Genomic DNA, 23,132 nt, shown 5'->3' with positions numbered 1-23,132 from the left:
AAGGGAGTTATAGGGGTTATCACTTCGCTCCGCTCCGTTAGAAGTAAAGGAGTTAAAGCCGATACTCTTGTCTATGTAGTCACAGAAGTATTGGCTTTAACTCCTCTAACTCCCTTAAATGAAAGAGCCGTGGTCTCCCCCCCGCACATAGTACGGAAAGGAGACCTACAGTCTCTATATCATCGGAACTTTTTCAGCCCTACAGACTACTATCCCAAAGGGTTCTCACCCTGGTCGCCGCCACCATCGGAACCGTCACTGCCATCACTCCCGTTAATACGGTCTACATCCTTCAGCACAAGACCATCCGAACGCGTGGCACCGGATGCAATGATACGGATATCGCTGTTTGCACGGAAGCGGTTCTTTCTTCATACCATCTTACGAAATCTTAAGCAATGTACTCAAGGCAATTTCTCCGACACCGGGAAGCTCTACCTTCCCCGGTGCCGAAGAAACAAGAAACCCGCATTGCCTGTATAACACTGTAAATATCCTATGCAAAGACAGAGAGAGCCTCCCTTACTTCACCACACCGTCCGCCATCGTAAATCCCTCTAGCGAACCGGCTTTCACCTGAATACAAATCACACTGATGGCACTGTCCGCAGCGGCAGACAACTGACGTTCTCCTGCCGGAGCCACACGAAGCCAGTCACCAGCCTGCAACTCTACGGTTTCTCCGTCAATCACCATGGTGCCACGTCCGGAAAGGACGGCATAAATTTCTTCATTCTGCTTGTGCGAATGCACAAAGGGCACTCCTCCGCCTGCCGGCAGATTACTGATGGATACTTCCGCACCGGTCAGATTCAATGAATCGTGCAGCTCGACACGTGCCTCGCCTGCGGGCACATTTACCTTCTGATAGTTCTTCATAATGATTTCTCCTATATGTTTTGATTTACAGCCGCAAAGTTAGGCGACTGCCACATGTCACACAATAAGGCACTTAGAACTCAGTCTGTTACCTCCATGTAACCGTTATTGAAAGCCAAAGGATTGAAGTTTTCACTTTAACGTGAATTAACCTCTTTCGGGTTGCCCTCCCTCCCCCACCGAAACAGCCACGCCCGCAGAAACCGCCTCATGAACAAAAAGCAAACAAACAGGAAGATTATTTGACTCCAAAAGAAGAATTTTCTACATTTGTATTTTAAACGCCAAAAGAATACTACTAATATATATGAAAAAATACTTCCTACTAATAATTGTCCTGCTCCTTCAGGCAGTGCCGTCTCCAGCCGGCAACACTGTTCCGGACAATACTTATTTCCTCAGCAGGATAGACCATCAGCAAGGATTGTCACACAGCGCCGTATTCTGTTTCTACCAAGACTCAGCAGGACTGATGTGGCTGGGTACCTACGATGGGGTGAACTGCTATGACGGACGAAACATGGAAATCTTCCGCTCTGAGTTCTCGCCCGAAAAGACACTGAACAACAACATCATCCACGCCATCAACCAGGCAGACAACGGATGCCTCTGGATCAGCACACACCTGGGCGTGAACCGTCTGTCGCCGACAGCCCGCAAGGTAGTGGGCAGCTACGAGTTCAAGGACTACTATTTGCACTCCAACCAGCACGGAGACACATGGATCATTGCACAAGATACACTCTACTTCTACAACCCGCGCCTTGAACGGTTCGTCAAACTGCAAGCACCTACCGTATCGACCGAGGACATGGACCGCCGCTCGTTCGTCACCCCCAACGGTATCTTCTGGCTCTTCCCACAAGATACGGGCACGCTGATACAAGTGTCCATCGACAACTTCGAGAAGGACTCGCTCTCCGTGAAACCAACCGCTGTGACGAGCGCCTTCCATCCCAAAGCCATCCGACACATCTTCTACCAGAACAACTGTTTCTGCTTTATCGACTCGGACCATGACCTCTACCTCTATGACCTCTCGCGCAAGACGAAAATCTACATCCGCAACCTCGCCTCACTGCTGGCGTATGGAGACGACATAGAGGGCATCGTACCCTTCCACGAGGACATCATCATCGCCTTCCGCACACATGGGCTGATACGCCTCTGCACCTCCCACAAGTTTGAGATAGAGATGATAGAGCGCAACGTGCGCATCTACGACATCTTCCACGACCCGCAGCAAGGCATCCTCTGGGTGGGCACCGATGGACAAGGGGCACTGATGTACTCGCGCAAGCAGGACATTGCCACCAACTTGCTGCTCGGCAGCCTTTCACCCAACCTCAACCGACAGGTGCGCTCCATCATGACCGACACGCAGGGCGACCTCTGGTTCGGCACCAAGGGCGACGGACTACTGCACATATCGCGCTACGACGAGGGCATCAAGCCCGAGAAAACGGAAGTGATTGCCCCCGAAGGCCGGCAGAAGGCCACCGACTACCGGAAGTGGGAACGGGAATTCCACGTCTACATACTGAAACAGAGTCGCTATTACAACGGTTTCTGGCTGGGCACGGGCACGCCGGGGCTCTACTTCTACTCTTACGACGACCACACCCTGCAGCAAGTGGAAGGCCATCTCTCCGATACTACCGTCGAGGTGCACGACCTGCACGAGGAGAACGACAGCACGCTCTACATATCCACCTCGGGCAGCGGTTTCCGCAAAATCACGTTCGAAGGAGACGGGAAGCTGTTCCGCACCAAACGGGTCGTGCCCTACGAATTCTTCCACGAACAGAAAGAAATTACCATGTTCTTCCCCATGACAGCCGGAGGCGACTCGCTCCTATGGCTAGGAAGCCGGGGCCAGGGCATCGTAAAGTTCAACAAGACAACGGACGAGTATACCGTCATCTCCCTGAAGTCCCTGCTCCACAAACCGACAGACGATATACTGAGCCTACACGCCGACAGCCTGGGCAACCTCTACGTGGGCAGCACCTCGGGATTCATCATCCTGCCCGCCCCCACCACGCACGCCACCCCACGCTGCATAGACCGCAGCCAAGGCATGCTGAACGACATGATTCACGGCATACTGGAGAACAACCACGGCTTCCTTTGGCTCTCCACCAACCGGGGACTGGTGAAGTACAATCCGGAAAACCAATCGTTTCACACCTACTATTACAACTCGGGCATGCAGGTAGGCGAGTTCAGCGACGATGCCTACTACCGTTGCCCCTACTCCGGACGGCTCTTCTTCGGTGGCATCGACGGACTGCTCTATCTGAAGAAGGAGAAAGACAAAAGCACGCCCGACCGCTACCCCGACCTACTGCTGCGCAAGCTCAGCCTGGGACGCCGCCAAGTGGCGTTGTCCGACTATTATACCGACAACGGAAAGGCCCTGCAACTGCCGGCCGGCGAAAACTCCTTCTCGCTGACCTTTGCCGTACCCGACTTCCTCTCGGCCAACGACATCGAATACTCCTACCGGCTGGAAGGATACGACCGGGAATGGTCGCCCTTCAGCAATGCCAACGAAACGTTCTACACACACATACCCACAGGTAACTATATCCTCCATATAAAATATAAGAAGGACGTCTTCGACAATGAATTCAAATACTATTCGCTGCCCATCCGCATCCTGCCGCCCTGGTACCTGAGCAAGACAGCTTGTGCAGTATATGTATTGCTGTTCCTGCTCGTGGCAGGGATATCCGGCTACGCATTCCACCGCAAACGGTCGTACCGCCGCCTTACCACACGCTTCCAGCGCCCCGATGAACCGGATGCCACCAACATGGCGGACTACAGCCGCAGCATGCTGGACCGCCTTACACTGCTCTACCAGGCTTGCGACCGCCTCCGTGCCGACAACCTCACGCCTGCCGAGCAGCGTGAAACCGTAGAAACCATGCGCGAAACCCTCATGACCGCCCTCCTGCATCCCGATACGCTGCGGGGTGAAGAATTCCACCTCTTCTTCCCCAACCGCTTCATCGTGACGGCCGAGGTCAACGTGAAGGAAACTCTGGAACGTGTGCTGCACACCCTAGACAAGCAAGTGATCGCAACCACCGGCATCCGCCTCTCCACCCCTTCCAGTCTCACCTTTCCGGTCTACGAGAATGCGCTCTACAGCATCCTCTACTACTGTTTCCTGCGGATAACCAAAGAAACCGGAGCCCAACCTACCCAAGTGGAAGCCTCGCTCCACGGAGATCGGCTGTACCTGACCTTCACCGGCGAGGGCAAAAGCATGAAATATTTGCATGACGCCCTCACCAATCAAACCCAACCACCCAAGCAGAAAAGTGCCGACTCCACCTTCGGCATACAGCTACTGGCACATTTCGTACAATCTACCCTCGAAGTGACCCACACCGAACTGCACTGCGAAGAGCCGTGGCAGAGCCTCACCCTGAGCCTTGCCCCCGTCACTCACGAAGCATCTGCCGAAGGAGAGAAGAAAAGTGTCCTTCTGCTCGAAGAACGTGCCGAAATGACGTGGCTTGTCAGCAACCTGCTGGCCGACGATTATCACGTCATGCCCGTGCGCACCATCGAAGAAGCCTTCGAAGAGATGCGCCGCTCGCTTCCTTCGGTATTCATAGCCGACCTTTCGGTATACGCAGGAGCCGAAGAGCGCTTCATGGAACATATTCGGCGCAACCGTACGCTGCTGTCGCACATCCCCTTCATCCCGCTGCTGACGTGGCAGGTCAGCTCGTCGGTGCAACGCGAACTGGTGCTGTGGGCTGATTCCTATCTGACACTGCCCTACGACATCCTTTTCCTGCGCGAGCTGGTGTACGTGGCCATCTATGGCAAGCACGAGGCCAAGCAAATCTACATGGACGAGCTGGGCGAACTGGCACACCACATCTGCTGCACTACCCACGAGCAGACGGAATTCATACGCCGGCTGCTGCAAGTCATCGCCCACAACCTGAAGCAGGAAGAACTGGGCTCGGCTTTCATTGCCGAACGCATGAACATGAGCCCGCGCAACTTCTATCGCCGTCTGAAGGATGTCTCCACGCTGTCGCTCAGCGACCTCATCCGCAACTACCGCATGGAGAAGGCCAGCCGCCTGCTGCAAGAGGAGGAGCTCTCCATTCAGGACGTGATAACCGAAGTAGGCATCTCCAGCCGTTCTTATTTCTACAAAGAGTTCACACGCATGTTCGGCATGACACCGAAAGAGTATCGGGAGAAGAACAGGCCAAAGGAAGAAGCGACACTTTAGTTCCCTGTTCACGCCTGCACATCTTTCACCTTTTTCCGCATCACCCTGTCCATCGGGGATTCCGGTGAAACTTCTTTTCACGATGAGCATCGTGAAGTGAAGGCCTGAATACGCCAAGTTGAGGTTTACGACCGCCAACCTTTACGCTGACAAACATAAGTGCCCGTCGTCTTGAACACCAGTGTCTGTTATAACAAACACCAGTGTCTGTCGCGTCAAGCACCGGACTCTGTCAAAACAAGTATTGCCATCCATCCGCCCGGAATCTCCAATAACGTAATATAAAACTTTTGTTCATTTTCCATCAGATATGAATCAAATGAAGATAGTACCACTTAATCAATTTGACTCATAAGTATACCATTATAAGCAAAATCACATCCGATTCAGGCTTAACACGACTTTAAAAAGAGGCACAACCTTGTTCTCTCCTTGTGCTCTATATAGACACACACACATATAAAACTCTTATTTACAATTACTTTAAACTGTACTCTACAGAACATCCTTGTACTCAACAGCGACCACCCGCTTTTGCCAAAAATCTGTCACCCACACGGACTGTTCCTTATCGGCAAACTCCTTATTTTGCCGCCGAAGCAAAAAAACGCGAGTATTTTTTGTAACCTTAATATTCACTTTTAAACCAAAGTAACATGAACTTATTTGGGATGAAAAAACATCACTTGAAAGCGCTATGGATATGGGCGCTTTTGGCAACGTTCTGTCTGGAGGTTCACGCGCAAAGCGGAACAGTGACAGGACGCGTTTCCGATGAAAAAGGAGAACTCCTCATCGGAGTAAGCGTACAGGAAAAAGATACGGGCAACGGTACCATTACCGACATCAACGGCCAGTACACCCTGAAGCTGACTACTGCCAATCCTACCCTTGTCATTTCCTACGTAGGATACAAACCGCAGGAAATCGCCGTGAACAAGAAAACCCTGATTGACGTGATTCTTGCCGAAGACGTATCGGCACTGGACGAAGTAGTGGTAGTGGCCTATGGACACCAACGTAAAGTGTCCGTGGTAGGTGCACAGTCGTCCATGAAGATGGATGACATCAAGATGCCCACCGCCAACCTCTCCTCCTCCATCGCAGGCCGTCTGGCAGGTGTGGTAGCCGTGCAACGCACGGGTGAGCCGGGACACGACGATTCCGACATCTGGATTCGCGGTATCTCCACCTTCACCAACCAGAACACCAAACCGCTGGTACTGGTAGACGGTGTGGAACGTAGCTTCAGCAACATCGACCCCGAAGACATCGAATCGTTCACCGTACTGAAAGACGCCTCTGCCACGGCCGTTTACGGTGTGCGTGGCGCCAACGGTGTAGTTATCATCAAGACCAAGCCGGGAAAGGTGGGCAAACCGCAGTTCAACCTCGACTACTACGAAGGATTCGTCACCCTGACCAAGCGTCCCCAACTGGCCGATGCCTATACCTATATGGATGCCGCCAACGAAGCGAACATGAACACCAACGGACGTCTGCTCTATACCTCGCAGTACATCGAGGCCACGAAGAAGGCCAACGGTCTGCTGCCGAACGACAACCCCACGATGTTCAACCAATACCTCTATCCGGCCGTCAACTGGATGGACGAGCTCTTCAACGACCTGGGCCACAACCGTCGTGTGAACATGAGCGTGCGCGGCGGTGTGCCCAATGCCACTTACTACGTCTCACTGAGCTACTACAACGAACGAGGCCTGACACGTACCGCACAAATGGAGAACTATGATGCCAACATGCGCTACGACCGCTACAATTACACCGCCAACCTCAACCTGAAACCCACCGAGACCACCACCATCGACCTGGGCTTCAGCGGCTACCTCGCACAAGGAAACTACCCGCAGCAGTCCACCTCCAGCCTTTTCTCGGCAGCTATGGACATCAACCCGGTCTATTTCCCCAAGTTGATGCCCGACGGTTCTGTCCCCGGCATATCGTCCAACGGTGACTTCCGTAATCCATACGCCGACCTGACACGCCGCGGATATACCAACGAAGCACGCAATCAGCTCAACTCCAACATCCGCGTGACACAAGACCTCGGCTTCTGGAAGTGGAGCAAGGGACTGAGCGCCACAGCCATGATAGCTTTCGACGTGAACAACTCACGCAATCTCTACTATAAGAAACGCGAAGACACCTACTACTTTGCCGGCTCCAAAGACAGCGAAACCGGCTTGTGGAACGAAGATGTATTCGACGCCAACGGCGAATACCGCTTGAACCGTACCTATCAAGGAAACCACGAACTGAGTTTCGAGCAGTCTTCTTCGGATAACCGCAGCACTTATTTCGAGGCTTCGCTCAACTACGACCGCTCCTTCGGCCTGCATCGCGTAGGCGGGCTTTTCCTTTATAGCCAGAAGAACTACCGTACCAGCCAGAACCTCTCCAAAGACGACAATGGTACCCTGGTAGGTTCACTACCCTACAAGCAACAAGGCATCGCCCTTCGCGGAACCTACTCCTGGAACGACCGCTACTTCTTTGAAGTGAACATGGGTTACAACGGTTCTGAGAACTTCAGCCCGCAGAAACGTTTCGGTCTGTTCCCTGCATTCGGTGTGGGCTGGGCCATCTCCAACGAAGATTTCTGGCAACCGTTGCAGAAATACGTCTCTTACTTCAAAGTACGCTATACCGACGGTCTTGTAGGTACGGACGCCGTTACCAACCGCCGCTTCATGTACCTCGACCAGATGGGAAGCACAGGCGGCTACCGCTTCGGTGTGAACAACGACGGTGTAGGCGGATGGGGCTTCTCCAAGTACGGAGCCAACGTAGGATGGTCTACCTCACGCAAGCAAGACCTAGGTATCGACCTGAAATTCCTGAACGACAACCTCTCCGTGTCGGTAGACCTCTTCAAGGAGCACCGCAAGGACATCTTCCTGCAGCGTGCCACCATCCCCGACTATGCAGGATTCATTGAAATGCCTTACGGCAACCTGGGTATCGTGGATAACAAAGGTATCGAAGCCACGCTGGAATACATGCAGCAACTGGGCAAGAGTACCTTCCTGACCGTACGCGGAAACATCTCCTGGAATGAAGACGAAATCATCGAGAATGACGACCCCGCAGCCGTATATCCTTGGCTGGAACGCCGCGGCACCAACGTGAACGGCCGCTGGGGATGGATTGCCGAAGGCCTTTTCACCAGCGAAGAAGAAATCATGGACCATGCCAAGCAGTTCGGTGAAGAATATCCGGGACAAGTATCCCGTCCGGGCGACGTGAAATACAAAGACCTGAACGGTGACGGCGTCATCGACGACTACGACCGCTGCCTCATCGGCCAAGGCGACGTGCCCAAAATCTACTACGGCTTCGGTGCCGACCTGCAGATGGGTAACTTCTCCATCGGCGCCCTCTTCTCGGGTACCGCAAAGGCCGACCGCTGCCTCTCGGGCAACGCCATCCACCCCTTTGCCGATACATCGGGCTACTCTAACCTCTACGACAACATCGGTGACCGCTGGTCGGCCGACGACCCCACCAACCAGGATGTGTTCTATCCGCGCCTGCAATACGGTGCCACGGCCAATGAGAACAACACCAAGACCAGTACCTGGTGGCAGAAGGACGTCAGCTTCCTGCGCCTCAAGCAGATGACCGTTGCCTACAACTTGCCCAAGGCATGGCTTAACAAGACGTTCATCAAGAACGCACGAATCTACGTGATGGGTACCAACCTGCTCACCTTCTCGAAGTTCAAGCTGTGGGATCCAGAGTTGAACACCAACAACGGTACGTCGTACCCCAACTCGCGCACCTATTCCATAGGAGTGAACGTGAATTTCTAATCCACCCGTCAAAACAAACAAGAAAACTCATGAAAAATATATTCAAGATAGGAGCTCTGGGACTGCTGATGTCCGTAGGATTGAGCTCATGCAACGACTTCTTCGATGCCATACCCGGCGAACAGTATGACATGGAAGACACCTTCACCAACCGTCAGAAAACCGAACAGTTTCTGAACAACGTATACAGCTACGTGCCCGACGAAACCAGAGAACGCTACAGCACCAACTACTCCGACCAGCCGGGTACCATTGTTACCGGTGCCTCGCTCGAAGCCAACATCACCTGGAGCTGGCATTCCAGCAACGAGTGGACCATGGGTATGACCTACGCTTCGTCCAGCTGGATCAACTTCTGGTTCATCAATTACTACAAAGGCATCTCCAAGGCAAGCTCCTTCATTGCCAACGTGGACCGCTGTGCCGAAGCCAGCGCCAACGACCGCCTGGTGTGGAAAGCACAGGCCCGTGCCCTGCGCGCCCTCTACTACTTCTACCTCTTCCGCATGTACGGGCCGGTAGTGCTCTTAGGCGAAGATGCCCTGGCACTGGACACCCCGCTCGAAGAACTGCTGAAAGAGCGTAACTCCGTAGACGAATGCATCGACTACATCACTGCCGAGCTCGACCTCGCAGCTCAAGACCTGCCCGACCGCTACAACGGCTCCAACCTGGGACGCATCGACAAAGGCGCCTGCAAGGCTTTCAAAGCGAAAGTACTTCTTTACGCCGCCAGCCCGCTCTTCAACGGCAACAGCGATTATGCCGAAATACGCAACAAAGACGGCAAGCAGCTCTTCCCGCAAGAATACTCACAAGCCAAGTGGGAAGCCGCACGGCAGGCATACGCCGACTTCTTCAACCAATTCGGCAGCCAGTACAAGCTCTACACCGTATCAGGCAGCAATGGCCCAGTAGACTTCTATGAATCGTACCGCCAAGTTACAGACGGCATACACTACGGCGATGACAACAAAGAGCAGATTTTCATCCGTCTGGCAGACCACAGCGACCATACTTACGAAGTGACCCCCTACCACGCACACCTATCGAGCGAAAGCTCCATCCGCGGCGGTCTGGGATTCGGCACCACGCAAGAGATGGTAGACCTCTTCTTTACGGACAAGGGTGTGCGCATTGTGGACGACCCCGACTACAAGGAATACGACGGCATCCCCTCGGCCGACATGTACACCGTGACCGAGGACTACAATAACCCGATGAATCCCGCACGCAACTACTTCCTGGCACGCAACGAGAAAGAAAACGAACCCAACTACGTACTGAAACAATGGAAAAACCGCGAGGCGCGCTTCTATGCCAACATCACCTTCAACGGCTCCACCTGGGTGAAAGACGACACCAACCAGGGCAAGATTACCTCCGTGTTCAGCCTGAACGGCAACTCAGGCTTCAACAAAGCCGGACACGACGCCCCGGTAGAGGGATATGGCGTACGCAAGATGGCTCCCATCAACGGCGTATGGAGCGGCAAGCACTGCGCCAACCTGTTGCGCCTGGCCGACATGTATCTGGGCTATGCCGAGGCATTGAGTGCCTGCGGCGACTATGAAGGAGCCATGCAGCAAGTGAATCTGGTACGTGCACGCGCCGGTGTGCCGGGCTACGGCAACAAGGGCGGCAAGGATGCCAACGGTTACGACTTCCTCACCTATCCTGCCGACCGCGACAACGTGGACAAGCGCATCCGTCGCGAGCGCCTCATCGAGCTGGCCTACGAATGGAACTACTACTACGACGTGCGCCGCTGGAAGGTGGCCGACATGGCCGTGGGTGACGACTGGATTTATCCCTCTTACCACCGTGGCGGTGAAGGCGGAGACATCCACGGCATGAATTCCAAGGCAGACTTCCCCGCCTTCTTCGAGAAAGTAGTGACCGAGACACGTGTCTTCAACAAACGCCACTACCTCTTCCCCATCCCCGACCAGGAGATCCGTCGTAACCCGAAGATGGTACAGAACCTGGGCTGGAACGCAGAGACGGGAGAGAGCCAGGAATAAGAACGAGAAACGAACAACTAAAATCATAACAGATGATAAGACTGAAATCCATACGATTGTTCACTTTCTCTATCCTGAGCGCGGCGGCATTGCTTACGGGCATGCCGGCGTGCTCCTCGGACAGCGGAGATGGACCGGGCGGAGAAAACAAGGGCGACAACTCGTCGCCTTACCACTCGCTGCCCGCGGAAAACCGCAACATGCCCTGCGGCGGAACTGTAGTGGCACAATACTCGGACGCACCCGAGGCCTGCTCCATAGCCAAGCTAGTGGACGGAGATGCGGGCACGAAATACTGCACGCGCCACAACAGCTTCAGCATCACCTGGAACGGCAACAGCAACGTGGCCGTACTCTCCTACTCGCTCACCTCTGCCGACGACGCTCCGGAAATGGACCCCAAGGCATGGACGCTGGAAGGCTCCACCGACAGCAAGACGTGGAAGACGATAGACTCGCGCAGCGACCAGACCTTCGGCTCGCGCAAGGAGAAGAAGGAGTATGAAGTGGAAAACAACGTGACCTACCGTTACTACCGTCTCAACGTGAAGCAAAATGCCGGAAGCGAAAGCACCCAGATAGCCGAATGGACTCTGTCTGCCGCCGCAAGCACGGGCGAGAACATAGACGACCTGCTCCGCTTGGCAGGCGGGAAGACCGCCTCGCAAATCACTCCCATGGGCACCATCCACGAGAGCGACCGCAAGGCATCCGCCCAAGATTTGGAATGGCTGAAAAACGCTACCGCACAGCCGGAGACATTCGACGGACTGGCATGGAAAACGTTTGACGTGGCAGGCTCCATCTACCCCTTCGGCGACCCACTGCCTGCCGACATCAACCAGCATAGCATAGGAGACTGTTGCGCATTGGCTGTTATGGCCGACCTGGCATACACCTATCCCAAATACATCCGGAGCATGCTGAAGGAAAAGGAAGGCAACACGTATGCCGTCAGCCTCTTCGACCCCATGGGGAAACCGGTGGAAGTGTGCGTAGACAACTACTTCGTGGCCGACGGCAACAAACTGGGCGCCTGCTCGGGCAAGACGAACAACGTGACCTGGGCCACCATCATAGAGAAAGCACTCATCAAGTGGCTGCAAGTCTATAAAGGCTCGTCGAGCATCAACGGCATCGCCACGGAATACGTAGCTGCCATCCTCACCGGAAGCGGTAACACCTATTCGTTTGCCCCCGGCGTACTGTCAGGCAAGGATATGAAACGCGCCGTAGTGTCACTCGTGATGCAGCGCCAGCTGGTGATAGGCGGATTTAAGGACGGAGACAAGCCCATCGACGGAAAATACAAGTCGGTGAACTTCCACGCCTACAACTTCCTGCTGCCGCCCTCGAACAAGTACCTCTTCGTGATGCGCAACCCCTGGGGACTACTCCCGCTCATCTCGGGCGGCTACAGCGACGGCAAAGAAGACGGACTGCTGCAGATTGAGGACGATGGTGTGATACCGCCCATCATCGACCTGCGCATCTGCTCGCCCGGAGCCGCCAAAGGATACGCCTCACAAGGCACGATGATGCCTTATACGCCACCCTCGTATGCACCGGTACCCATGCGCATCCCGCGCGCCGTGCTTGCACCGCGGGCTTTCTGAATAAACTACCGAAAAACAACATTCTAAAACGAAAAACAATGAAAAAGATAAGATACACACTACTCGCCTCGTGCCTCTTCGCCCTTTGCGGCTGCGGCACCACCGACGTATGGAAAGACTGGGAAGACCAGGGAACCATGAACGAAGAAACCCGCCTCCGCCCCTCGGAAGTGAAGAAACTACTCTGCGCCGCCGACGGCTGGAAACTCTCCTACGAAGGCGTGGACTTCTACCTGCAGTTCGACGAAAACGGAAACGTCATCACCAACACAAACGAAAAGATACTCCGCCCCGAACTGGAGGCACAATACCACCTCGACTTCAAGGGCGAACAGACCGTGCTGCTGACCTTGGCAGGAAACACCTCGCTGCAATACCTCAAGAACAACCAGGAATCCACATTCCTTATCAGCAGCTATGCCTCCGACCTCATTGCAGCCACAGGACAGGCCCACGGACTCACCATGAACCTCTCGCCCGTCACCACGGCCGACCTTGCCGCGAACCGTGAGACCAAGGCTGCCATCCTCCACCGCGTGGAGGCCCTCGAGAACATCAGCTGCGGAGCCATCCGTGAGAAGGGAGGCGATATACTGGCCTATTATACACTGAGCTCGGACAACGACAACAACTGGTCCATGCAACTCACCGACATCGCGGACGGCAAGGTGGTGCACACCAACCATGCCCTCGTGCTCAACGTGGAGGATGACCGCCTCGGCGTAGTCACCGCCCCGGGTCTGGACATCAAGGGACACGCTCTGAAAAGCATCACTTACGACTACGACGGTGCCACACAGCCCGTCATCGGCAACGCCAGCCTCGTCTTCGATTTCAACGCAGGCGCCTCCTGGACAGATGCCTACATGGGCAACTGGAACACCCACATCATCGATGCCAAGGCAAGCAGCCTCGACCTCTCGCTGATGCCCGAGTCGCAACTCGAGATGGACAACCGCTCGCCGCGCAACCTCGTCATCTGCCCGGGCAGCATCAGCGATGAAGATGCAGGCAAGTGGCACTATGTCTTCTTCGAGCTGAACGCAGCCGCCAATAACGGAAACTCGTGCGTGCTTTTCAGAAACACCGCCATCACTACTCCCTTCGGCGGCTATGGCAACGACGTGAATCTCGCAAAAGAACAATTCAAGCCCCTCATCGACCTGCTCTTCTGCGAAAGTGGGCTCTGGGTATGGGAGAAGGACGGAAATACGTACTTCATCCAGCCGGCAGGAAACGGATGGTTTAAGTTCCAATAAAAAAGCAAATATGTAAATGCTGATTAAGCGGATAAATGAAACAAAATCCACTTAATCAGTACTCAAACATCTCTCCCCAAAGTATTCACATTATCAACCTCATTCCTATGAACTACAAGAAAATAATCCTTGCACTTACCGTAGCGACTTCCATCCTTGCAGGGCATGCACAGCAGAAAGAGCCGGTGGACTACGTCAACCCGCTGATGGGCACCGACTCCAAGATATCACTCTCCAACGGAAACACCTACCCCGCCATCGCCCGCCCCTGGGGCATGAACTTCTGGATGCCCCAGACCGGAAAGATGGGCGACGGATGGGCTTATACCTACACCTCGGACAAAATCCGCGGCTTCAAGCAGACCCATCAACCCAGTCCGTGGATCAATGACTACGGACAATTCTCCATCATGCCCATGACCGGCCGGCTGAAGATAGACCAGGAGCAGCGCGCCTCGTGGTTCTCGCACAAGGCGGAAAAAGCGATGCCCCACTACTACAGCGTCTATCTGTCCGAATACAACCTCACTACCGAAATCACCCCTACGGAGCGTTGCGCCTACTTCCGCTTCACCTTTCCCCAGGCAGACAAGGCATACGTGGTGGTGGACGCCTTCGACCGAGGCTCGTACATCAAGGTCATCCCCGAAGAGCAGAAAATCGTAGGCTACACCACACGCAACAGCGGAGGCGTGCCCCAGAATTTCCGCAACTACTTCGTCATCGTCTTCGACAAGCCTTTCACCTTCAACAAAGTGTGGGCTGACTATCATACCGTGGAGAAACACCTCGAACTGCAATCCAACCACGTAGGTGCCGCCATCGGCTTCTCCACCAAGAAAGGCGAACAGGTACATGCCCGCGTGGCCTCCTCGTTCATCAGCCCCGAACAAGCGGAACTGAACCTGAAGGAGATAGGCGTCAAGAGCTTCGACCAGACCAAGGAAGAAGGCCGCCGCGCATGGAACGACATCCTTGGGCGCATCCGCGTGGAGGATGACAACACCGACCGCCTGCGCACGTTCTACTCTTGCATGTATCGCTCGGTGCTCTTCCCACGCATGTTTCACGAAGTAAACGCCCAAGGCGAAACCGTGCACTACAGCCCCTACAACGGACAGGTGCTGCCGGGACACCTCTTTACCGACACCGGCTTCTGGGACACGTTCCGCTGCCTCTTCCCCTTCGTCAACCTCGTCTTCCCCTCCATGGGCGAGAAGATGCAGGAAGGACTGCTGAACACCTATCTTGAAAGCGGATTCTTCCCCGAATGGGCCAGCCCCGGGCACCGAGGCTGCATGGTGGGCAACAACTCTGCCTCCGTGGTGGCCGACGCCTTCATAAAGAACATCACCAAGGCCGATGCACAAAAGATGTACGAAGGACTGCTGCACGGAGCCAACAGCGTACACCCCCGCATTGCCAGCACGGGCCGATACGGCTACGAACACTACAACAAGCTGGGCTATGTGCCCTACGATGTGAAGATAAACGAAAACGTGGCACGTACGCTGGAGTATGCCTACGACGACTGGTGCATCTACCGCATGGGACAGCTCCTGGGCCGACCCGCCCAGGAGCTGGAACTCTACAAGCAACGCAGCCGCAACTACCGCAACGTGTTCGACCCCGAAACCCGCCTGATGCGCGGACGCAACGCCGATGGCACCTTCCAGGCACCGTTCAACCCCTTCAAGTGGGGCGACGCCTTCACCGAAGGCAACTCTTGGCACTACACCTGGTCCGTCTTCCACGACGTACAGGGACTCATCGACCTGATGGGCGGCAAGCAGACGTTCACCGCCATGCTCGACTCCGTGTTCAGCCTGCCCCCCGTCTTCGACGACAGCTACTACGGCGGTGTCATCCACGAAATACGCGAGATGGAGATAGCCGGCATGGGAAACTATGCCCACGGCAACCAGCCCATACAGCACATGATTTACCTTTACAACTACGCCGGACAGCCCTGGAAAGCCCAATACTGGCTGCGCGAAACCATGAACCGCCTCTACCTGCCCACACCGGACGGCTACTGCGGCGACGAGGACAACGGACAGACCTCGGCCTGGTATGTGTTCACCGCACTGGGATTCTACCCCGTCTGCCCCGGAAGCGACCAGTACGTGCTCGGTGCCCCCTACTTCAAGAAGGTGACGCTGCAACTGGAAAACGGCAAAAAACTTGAAATCTCCGCCCCGAAAAACAGTGATGAAAACCGCTATATCCGTTCCCTCAACTACAACGGGAAGAACTATACCAAAAACTACCTCGACCACTTCGAGTTGCTGCGCGGTGGCAAGCTGACCTTCAACATGGACAGCCGTCCGAACAAGACGCGCGGCGTGAAGGAGAGCGATTTTCCGTATTCACTCAGCAATGAGTAACAAGTCATAAATGACAAAAACATTCTTAACCACATCATCATGAAGATTAAAACATTCATCATCCTGCTGACAGCCGCGACCCTGCAAGTAGCGGCCCAGCAGCCTGCCGACTATGTCAACCCCATCATCGGCACCAATGGCATGGGACACACCTTCCCCGGGGCCTGCACTCCCTTCGGGCTGATACAGCTCAGCCCGGACACCGATACCATCCCGCACAACGTGGACGGACGGTATCAGGGCAAGGCCTACGAGTATTGTGCCGGCTATCAGTACAGCGACTCCACCATCGTCGGCTTCAGCCACACGCACCTGAGCGGCACGGGCCACTCCGACCTGGGCGACATCCTGCTGATGCCCGCCACCGGCAGCCCGAAACTCACTCCCGGACGTGCCGCCACTCCCAACGAGGGCTACCGCTCGCGCTACGACCACGCCACCGAGAAGTCTACGCCCGGATACTACGAAGTGACCTTGGCCGACCATGGCATACGTGTCCAGCTCACCGCCACGCAACGGGTAGGCATACACAAATACACCTTCCCTTGGGGCGAAGCCGGGCACCTCGTACTGGACCTAACGCACGGCATCTACAACTACAACGGCAAAGTGCTCTGGGCCAACCTGCGCGTGGAGAACGACACCCTGCTGACTGGCTACCGCATTACCAACGGATGGGCGCGCACCAATTACACCTACTTCGCCATCTCCCTCTCGCAGCCCATACGAGACTACGGCTACCGTGACTTGGAACCCGTGAAGTACAACGGCTTCTGGCGCCGCTTCAAGCTGGAGAAGAACTTCCCCGAAATCACCGGCAGGAAAATCGTCTCCTACTTCCATTTCGACACCCGGCAGAACAGCGAGCTCGTAGTCAAAGTGGCCCTCTCTGCTGTCAGCACCGAAGGCGCCCTGAAGAACCTGCGCGCCGAAGCCGCCGGCAAGAGCTTCGAACAGCTGGCCGACGAAGCCCGCGAAAGCTGGAACCGCGAACTGCGCCACTTCACCGTGGAAGGCACAGCAGATCAGAAAGCGATGTTCTATACCTCGCTCTACCACACCATGATTAATCCTTCGGTCTACATGGACGTGGACGGCCAGTACCGCGGACTCGACCACAACATCCACCGTGCCGACAGATTCACCAACTATACCATCTTCTCCCTTTGGGACACGTACCGCGCCCTGCATCCCTTCCTCAACCTGGTGAAGCCCGACCGCAATGCGGACATGGTGAAGTCGATGATTGCCCACGCCCGGCAGAGTGTACACGGCATGTTGCCCGTGTGGAGCCTGATGGGCAACGAGAACTGGTGCATGAGCGGCTATCACGGAGTGTCGGCCGTATCGGACGCCTTGGTAAAGGACGTCTTGAAAGGCGAAACCGACGAAGCCCTCAAGGCGATGGTCAGTACCTCTACCGTGCCCTACTATGAAGGGGTGGCCGACTACATAAAACTGGGCTACATCCCCTTGGAAAAGAGCGGTACGGCTGCCTCCAGTACGCTGGAGTATGCCTACGATGACTTCACCATCTACCGGGCAGCCCTGAAAGCAGGCCACCGCGAACTGGCGGACGTGTATCGCAAGCGCGCCCTCAACTACCGCAACCTGTACGATCCTTCCATCGGCTTCGCCCGCCCGCGCCTGGCAGACGGCTCCTTCAAGCAGGAGTTCGACGTATTGCAAACCTACGGCGAAGGCTTCATCGAAGGAAACTCCTGGAACTTCTCCTTCCACGTGCCCCACGACGTGCTGGGACTGATGCAAGTGATGGGAGGTGAAAAGCAGTTCATGGAGAAGCTGGACAAACTCTTCGCCATGCACCTGCCCGAGAAGTACTATGAGCACAATGAAGACATCACTGCCGAATGCCTTGTAGGCGGCTACGTCCACGGCAACGAGCCGAGCCACCACGTGCCCTACCTCTACGCCTGGACCTCGCAACCCTGGAAGACGCAGTACTGGCTGCGCGAAATCCTAAACAAGATGTATCGGAACGACATCAACGGCTTGGGCGGCAACGATGACTGCGGGCAGATGTCGGCCTGGTATCTCTTCTCGGTGATGGGATTCTATCCCGTATGCCCGGGTACGAATCAATATGTGCTGGGCGCTCCCTACCTGCCCTACCTGAAACTAGAACTTCCCAACGGCAAGACACTGGAAATCAAAGCACCCGGTGTAAGTGACAAGAAGCGCTACGTGCAGTCGCTGCGCATCAACGGCAAGGAATACGGCAACATGTACATCAGCCACAGCGACCTATTGGAGGGTGGCGTATGGGAATTCAAGATGGCCGCTTCGCCCAACAAGCGCCGAGGCACCGCCACCAACGCGAAGCCTTACTCACTGACGGACGGAAAGGAGGAGAATTGAGAAGCCACTGCTTATCAACAGTATAAGAACTTGCGAAACTTCAACCGACAACTTAAAAACTCAAAAGATATGAAAACAAGAAATCTGCTCTACACTGCCTGCCTGGCAGCCGCCTTCGGCACCTACGCGTGCCAGCAACATACACAAACTGCAGCCAAACCGACCGACTGGAACGATTACAACGTCGGCACTATCCTCTTCGAAGACAAAGCACCCGAATCGGCCGGTTCGGACATCTATCACCGCATCATTCCCGATGCCGAATCGTACATCAAGGAACAGGCACGCACCGTGCTGGCCACGCTCTATGCCTCGCCCGAAGACAGCATCGCACCGGTGCACAACATCCACTATACGCTGGAAGACATCGACGGCATCTCCGCCAAGGGAGGCAGTAACGGTGACGTGACCATCTTCTACAGCACGCGCCACATCGAAAAATCATTTGCCGAAGCCGATACCGCAAAACTCTTCTTCGAGACCCGCGGCGTGCTGCTGCACGAACTGACCCACGCCTACCAGCTGGAACCGCAAGGCATCGGCTCGTATGGTACCAACCGCGTGGTCTGGGCATTCATCGAGGGCATGGCCGATGCTGTGCGCGTGGCCAACGGCGGCTTTGGTCCTGATGGACGCCCCAAAGGCGGCAACTACATGGACGGTTACCGGAAAGCGGGCTACTTCTTCGTATGGCTGCGCGACAACAAGGACCCCGAGTTCCTGCGCAAGTTCAACCGCAGCACGCTCGAGGTGGTGCCCTGGTCGTTCGACGGTGCCATCAAGCACGTCTTGGGCGAAAAATACAATATTGACGACCTGTGGCATGAGTACCAGGTGGCCATAGGAGACATCGAAGCATAACACATACAAACAGACTATGAACAATGGACAAGAAAGGTAAAAAACAGTTTTTAGGATTCACACTGGCATGCCTGGCGCTCTCCGCGCCGGGCATCGCCCAATCTGAGAAGCTCATCGATTACGTGAATCCTTTCGTGGGTACCGACGGCTACGGCAACGTCTATCCCGGTGCCCAGATTCCCTTCGGAGGTATCCAGATAAGCCCGGACACGAACCACCGCTTCTACGATGCGGCCTCGGGCTATAAGTATAACCACACCTCGCTGATGGGCTTCAGTCTGACCCACCTGAGCGGTACGGGCATCCCCGACCTGGGCGACTTTCTCTTCATGCCCGGCACGGGCGAGGCGAAGCTCACTCCCGGCACACCCGAGAATCCCGACGAAGGCTACCGCTCGCGCTACTCGCACGAACGCGAACAGGCCACGCCCAATTACTACACCGTACACTTGGACGACTACGGGGTGAAGGCCGAAATGACCTCGGGCCTGCGTAGCGGCATGTTCCGCTTCACCTATCCCAAAGCGGAGAAAGCGTTTATCCTCATCGACTTGAACCATACGCTGTGGCAGTCGTGCGAATGGGCCAATCTGCGCATGGTGAACGACTCCACACTGACCGGCTACAAGCTGGTGAAAGGCTGGGGCCCCGAACGCCATGTCTACTTCACCGCCACCTTCTCGAAGAAACTGGACGGACTGCGCATCATGCAGGATGGAAAACCGGTAATCTACAACACCTCGCGCTTCCGCAGCGACCGCGAGGCATGGGGCAAGAACCTGGTGGCCTGCATCTCCTTCGCCACCCGAGAGGGAGAGGAAGTGACCGTGAAGACCGCCATCTCTGCCGTCAGCACCGACGGAGCCGCACGCAACCTCCGCGAACTGGACGGCCTGACCTTCAATGCCCTGAAAACCCGGGGCGAAGAGTTGTGGGAAGAGGAACTGAGCAAATATACCCTCACTGCCGACCGCAAGACCAAGGAAACGTTCTATACCTCGGCCTACCACGCCGCCCTGCACCCGTTCATCTTCCAGGATGCCGACGGCAGCTTTCGCGGGCTGGACAAGAACATCGAGAAGGCCGAAGGATTTACGAACTATACCGTCTTCTCGCTGTGGGATACGTACCGCGCCCTGCATCCCTGGTTCAACCTGGTGCATCAGGACGTGAACGCCGACATTGCCAACTCCATGCTGGCACACTATGACAAAAGCGTGGAGCGGATGCTGCCCGTCTGGTCGTTCTACGGCAACGAGACGTGGTGCATGATAGGCTATCACGCCGTATCGGTGCTGGCGGACATGATTGTGAAGGAAGTGCCGGGCTTCAACTACGAGCGCGCCTACGAAGCCATGAAGACTACGGCGATGAATCCCCACTACGACTGTCTACCGGAGTATCGCGAACTGGGCTATGTACCCTTCGACAAGGAGGCAGAATCGGTATCGAAGACCTTGGAGTATGCCTACGACGACTATTGCATCGCACAGGCAGCCCGCAAGCTGGGCAAGGAAGAGGATTATCGCTACTTCCTGAACCGTGCCCTCTCCTACCAGACACTGATTGACCCCGAGACCAAATACATGCGCGGACGCGACAGCCGGGGCCAGTGGCGCACACCGTTCACTCCCGTAGCCTATCAAGGTCCCGGCTCGGTGCACGGCTGGGGCGATATCACGGAAGGATTCACAGTGCAATACACTTGGTATGTACCCCAAGACGTGCAAGGGTACATCAATCTGGCAGGAAAGGAGTTGTTCAAGAAGCGCCTCGACGAGCTGTTCACCGTGGAGTTGCCTGAGGATATTCCCGGAGCACACGACATTCAAGGCCGTATCGGAGCTTACTGGCACGGCAACGAGCCTTGTCACCATGTGGCTTATCTCTACAATTACTTAAGAGAGCCTTGGAAATGCCAGCAGTGGGTGCGTGCCATCGTAGACCGCTTCTATGGCAACACACCCGATGCGCTGAGCGGGAATGACGACTGCGGACAAATGTCGGCATGGTATTTGTTCAACTGTCTGGGATTCTATCCGGTAGCGCCCTCAAGCAATGTCTACAACATCGGCTCGCCTTGCCTGGAGGCCGCCAGCGTGAAGATGAGCAACGGCAAGCTGATAGAGATGCAGGCCGACAACTGGTCTCCACGGAATGTATATGTGAAAGAGCTGTACGTAAACGGCAAGAAGCATGACAAATCCTACCTGACGTATGAGGATATCCGCAACGGAGTGAAGCTGCGGTTCGTGATGAGCAGCAAACCCAATTATCGCCGGGGAGTATCGAAAGGAGCAGTGCCGCCTTCCTTGTCGAAAGAGGGGAAGACAATGAAGTATGGTTCCGGCGAATCCGTATCCGAGGAATAAGTATAATCAACCATTATTTTGCTACATAAAAAAATACATTTTCTATCTGTTGGCTCTTGTCCTCGCCGGGTGCACGCACAGCGGCGGGATAAAGCCCGCAAATACAGGCATCCAGGTGCTGCAAATAGACTGGAAACACATCAGCGACAAGCTGGATTATGCGCCGATGGTGGAAGACAGCATCCTGATGTTTCAGCTCGAAGCAACGAATGAGTGCCTGATTGGCGAAGTCACGAAACTAATCTATCAGAACGACCTGATTTATATAGCGGACAATCTTGGCAAGCGCGTGTTCGTGTTCGACACCACCAGCAAGCTGCAAGCCGACATCCACCGGGTGGGCAACGGACCGGGCGAGTACACCCATATCTCCTGCTTCGCCGTACATGGGACGGAAATGGTGATATTCGACCATTTCCTGGGCAAGTTTTTCTTCTTCGATGCAGAAGGGCGGTTCCTGCGCGAAAAACCAGCCGACGGTATATGGACGGAAGATTTGTTCTGCATAGGCGACAAGCTCTATCTGCCCAACAGCAGCCGGACACACGAAGGCTGTTATCATCTGTTCGCACTGGACCTGAAGGAGGGTGACAAGCTGGAAAAGCATCTTCCCTTCTAAGAGGAGGCGGACGACGGCAACGGGAATGGAGCCTGGATACCTACTGATGAAGAAGCGCTGTTGTGGTTCTATCCTTACGACGAAGTGTACAAGCTGAAAGACGACAGCATCTCCCTACGGTACAAGGTAGATTTCGGAAACCGGTGACTGCCCCAGCAGTATATCGATGGTGACGGAACCACTGCCCTACAAACCGTCTTCCAGGATAATTATGTGACAGGGATAGACCGTATCCAGCAGTCGAAAAGGTATCTGTTGATGCAATTCGAAGATGCGGAAAACGAGTATTTCACCCTATATGACAAAGAAACGGACGATATGCGGACAACAAAGTCACTATACAACTCCCTATTGGGCAGACTACCCTTGCAGCAGGAGGGAGAGCACTTCACCATCCAGCACGATCACATCGTCCAATGCCATGATGCCTACTTCTTCCAGCTTTGGAACACGAACGGGCACTTGGAATCGGGAGATACACGGTTCTATACGGAAGAACTCAGAAAAAGATTTGTGGAACTGGCACGGACAGAGGTCCATGGATAAAAGATATACATTAAGGATGTCATAATACCTCCAACTAGAAAAGTTCGAGTATGTATCAGAACTCTCTCTTTATGGAATTTACTCCTGCTA

12 protein-coding genes are annotated in these 23,132 nt (G+C 55.0%); 11 read left to right on the top strand and 1 reads right to left on the bottom strand.

The window, feature by feature from the left end:
• Positions 1 to 522: 522 nt before the first annotated feature.
• Entirely contained in the window at positions 523 to 879 is a 357-nt protein-coding gene (locus H1A11_RS15865; protein WP_138346326.1) for a cupin domain-containing protein, read from the bottom strand.
• A gap of 307 nt (positions 880 to 1,186) precedes the next feature.
• Here H1A11_RS15865 and H1A11_RS15860 point away from each other — a divergent pair, with 307 nt between their 5' ends.
• The 11 genes from H1A11_RS15860 to H1A11_RS15810 all read left to right on the top strand — a co-directional run bounded on the left by H1A11_RS15860 (position 1,187) and on the right by H1A11_RS15810 (position 23,042).
• The gene (locus H1A11_RS15860) at positions 1,187 to 5,146 is read left to right on the top strand and encodes a helix-turn-helix domain-containing protein (RefSeq protein WP_252195231.1); all 3,960 of its coding nucleotides are present in this window, start codon (positions 1,187 to 1,189) and stop codon (positions 5,144 to 5,146) included.
• A gap of 656 nt (positions 5,147 to 5,802) precedes the next feature.
• Positions 5,803 to 8,979 carry a TonB-dependent receptor gene (locus H1A11_RS15855; protein WP_138346320.1) on the top strand — a complete coding sequence of 1,059 codons (3,177 nt, stop codon included), beginning with the start codon at positions 5,803 to 5,805 and terminating at the stop codon, positions 8,977 to 8,979.
• Positions 8,980 to 9,008: 29 nt separating this feature from the next.
• A complete protein-coding gene (locus tag H1A11_RS15850; protein WP_181757435.1) occupies positions 9,009 to 11,003 on the top strand; it encodes a RagB/SusD family nutrient uptake outer membrane protein in 1,995 nt (664 codons plus the stop codon).
• A gap of 32 nt (positions 11,004 to 11,035) precedes the next feature.
• Complete coding sequence (locus H1A11_RS15845) at positions 11,036 to 12,619, top strand: C2 family cysteine protease (protein WP_138346314.1); 1,584 nt, start codon at positions 11,036 to 11,038, stop codon at positions 12,617 to 12,619.
• 38 nt (positions 12,620 to 12,657) lie between these two features.
• Positions 12,658 to 13,878 carry a hypothetical protein gene (locus H1A11_RS15840; protein ID WP_138346311.1) on the top strand — a complete coding sequence of 407 codons (1,221 nt, stop codon included), beginning with the start codon at positions 12,658 to 12,660 and terminating at the stop codon, positions 13,876 to 13,878.
• Between the two features lie 107 nt (positions 13,879 to 13,985).
• Entirely contained in the window at positions 13,986 to 16,265 is a 2,280-nt protein-coding gene (locus H1A11_RS15835) for a GH92 family glycosyl hydrolase (protein WP_138346308.1), read from the top strand.
• Between the two features lie 39 nt (positions 16,266 to 16,304).
• Positions 16,305 to 18,644, top strand: coding sequence for a GH92 family glycosyl hydrolase (locus H1A11_RS15830; RefSeq protein WP_138346305.1), 2,340 nt, complete (start codon positions 16,305 to 16,307; stop codon positions 18,642 to 18,644).
• Positions 18,645 to 18,713: 69 nt separating this feature from the next.
• Positions 18,714 to 19,505 carry a basic secretory protein-like protein gene (locus tag H1A11_RS15825; protein WP_138346302.1) on the top strand — a complete coding sequence of 264 codons (792 nt, stop codon included), beginning with the start codon at positions 18,714 to 18,716 and terminating at the stop codon, positions 19,503 to 19,505.
• A gap of 23 nt (positions 19,506 to 19,528) precedes the next feature.
• Positions 19,529 to 21,877 (top strand): GH92 family glycosyl hydrolase, encoded by a 2,349-nt coding sequence (locus tag H1A11_RS15820; protein WP_138346299.1) that lies wholly within the window; start codon positions 19,529 to 19,531, stop codon positions 21,875 to 21,877.
• Between the two features lie 49 nt (positions 21,878 to 21,926).
• Entirely contained in the window at positions 21,927 to 22,496 is a 570-nt protein-coding gene (locus tag H1A11_RS15815; protein ID WP_181757434.1) for a 6-bladed beta-propeller, read from the top strand.
• Positions 22,497 to 22,709: 213 nt separating this feature from the next.
• Entirely contained in the window at positions 22,710 to 23,042 is a 333-nt protein-coding gene (locus tag H1A11_RS15810) for a hypothetical protein (protein WP_138346295.1), read from the top strand.
• Positions 23,043 to 23,132 lie beyond the last annotated feature (90 nt).

The organism is Bacteroides sp. CACC 737, assembly GCF_013874375.1.
Taxonomy (GTDB): Bacteria; Bacteroidota; Bacteroidia; order Bacteroidales; family Bacteroidaceae; genus Bacteroides; species Bacteroides uniformis.
Note: the sequence above shows the minus strand (reverse complement) of the source record. Positions and strands in the feature narration are given on the sequence as shown.

What these genes read in the sequence shown, in the direction of transcription:
- H1A11_RS15865 (WP_138346326.1), bottom strand. Translation starts at nt 879, where the DNA reads ATGAAGAACTATCAGAAGGTAAATGTGCCCGCAGGCGAGGCACGTGTC.
- H1A11_RS15860 (WP_252195231.1), top strand. Translation starts at nt 1,187, where the DNA reads ATGAAAAAATACTTCCTACTAATAATTGTCCTGCTCCTTCAGGCAGTG.
- H1A11_RS15855 (WP_138346320.1), top strand. Translation starts at nt 5,803, where the DNA reads ATGAACTTATTTGGGATGAAAAAACATCACTTGAAAGCGCTATGGATA.
- H1A11_RS15850 (WP_181757435.1), top strand. Translation starts at nt 9,009, where the DNA reads ATGAAAAATATATTCAAGATAGGAGCTCTGGGACTGCTGATGTCCGTA.
- H1A11_RS15845 (WP_138346314.1), top strand. Translation starts at nt 11,036, where the DNA reads ATGATAAGACTGAAATCCATACGATTGTTCACTTTCTCTATCCTGAGC.
- H1A11_RS15840 (WP_138346311.1), top strand. Translation starts at nt 12,658, where the DNA reads ATGAAAAAGATAAGATACACACTACTCGCCTCGTGCCTCTTCGCCCTT.
- H1A11_RS15835 (WP_138346308.1), top strand. Translation starts at nt 13,986, where the DNA reads ATGAACTACAAGAAAATAATCCTTGCACTTACCGTAGCGACTTCCATC.
- H1A11_RS15830 (WP_138346305.1), top strand. Translation starts at nt 16,305, where the DNA reads ATGAAGATTAAAACATTCATCATCCTGCTGACAGCCGCGACCCTGCAA.
- H1A11_RS15825 (WP_138346302.1), top strand. Translation starts at nt 18,714, where the DNA reads ATGAAAACAAGAAATCTGCTCTACACTGCCTGCCTGGCAGCCGCCTTC.
- H1A11_RS15820 (WP_138346299.1), top strand. Translation starts at nt 19,529, where the DNA reads ATGGACAAGAAAGGTAAAAAACAGTTTTTAGGATTCACACTGGCATGC.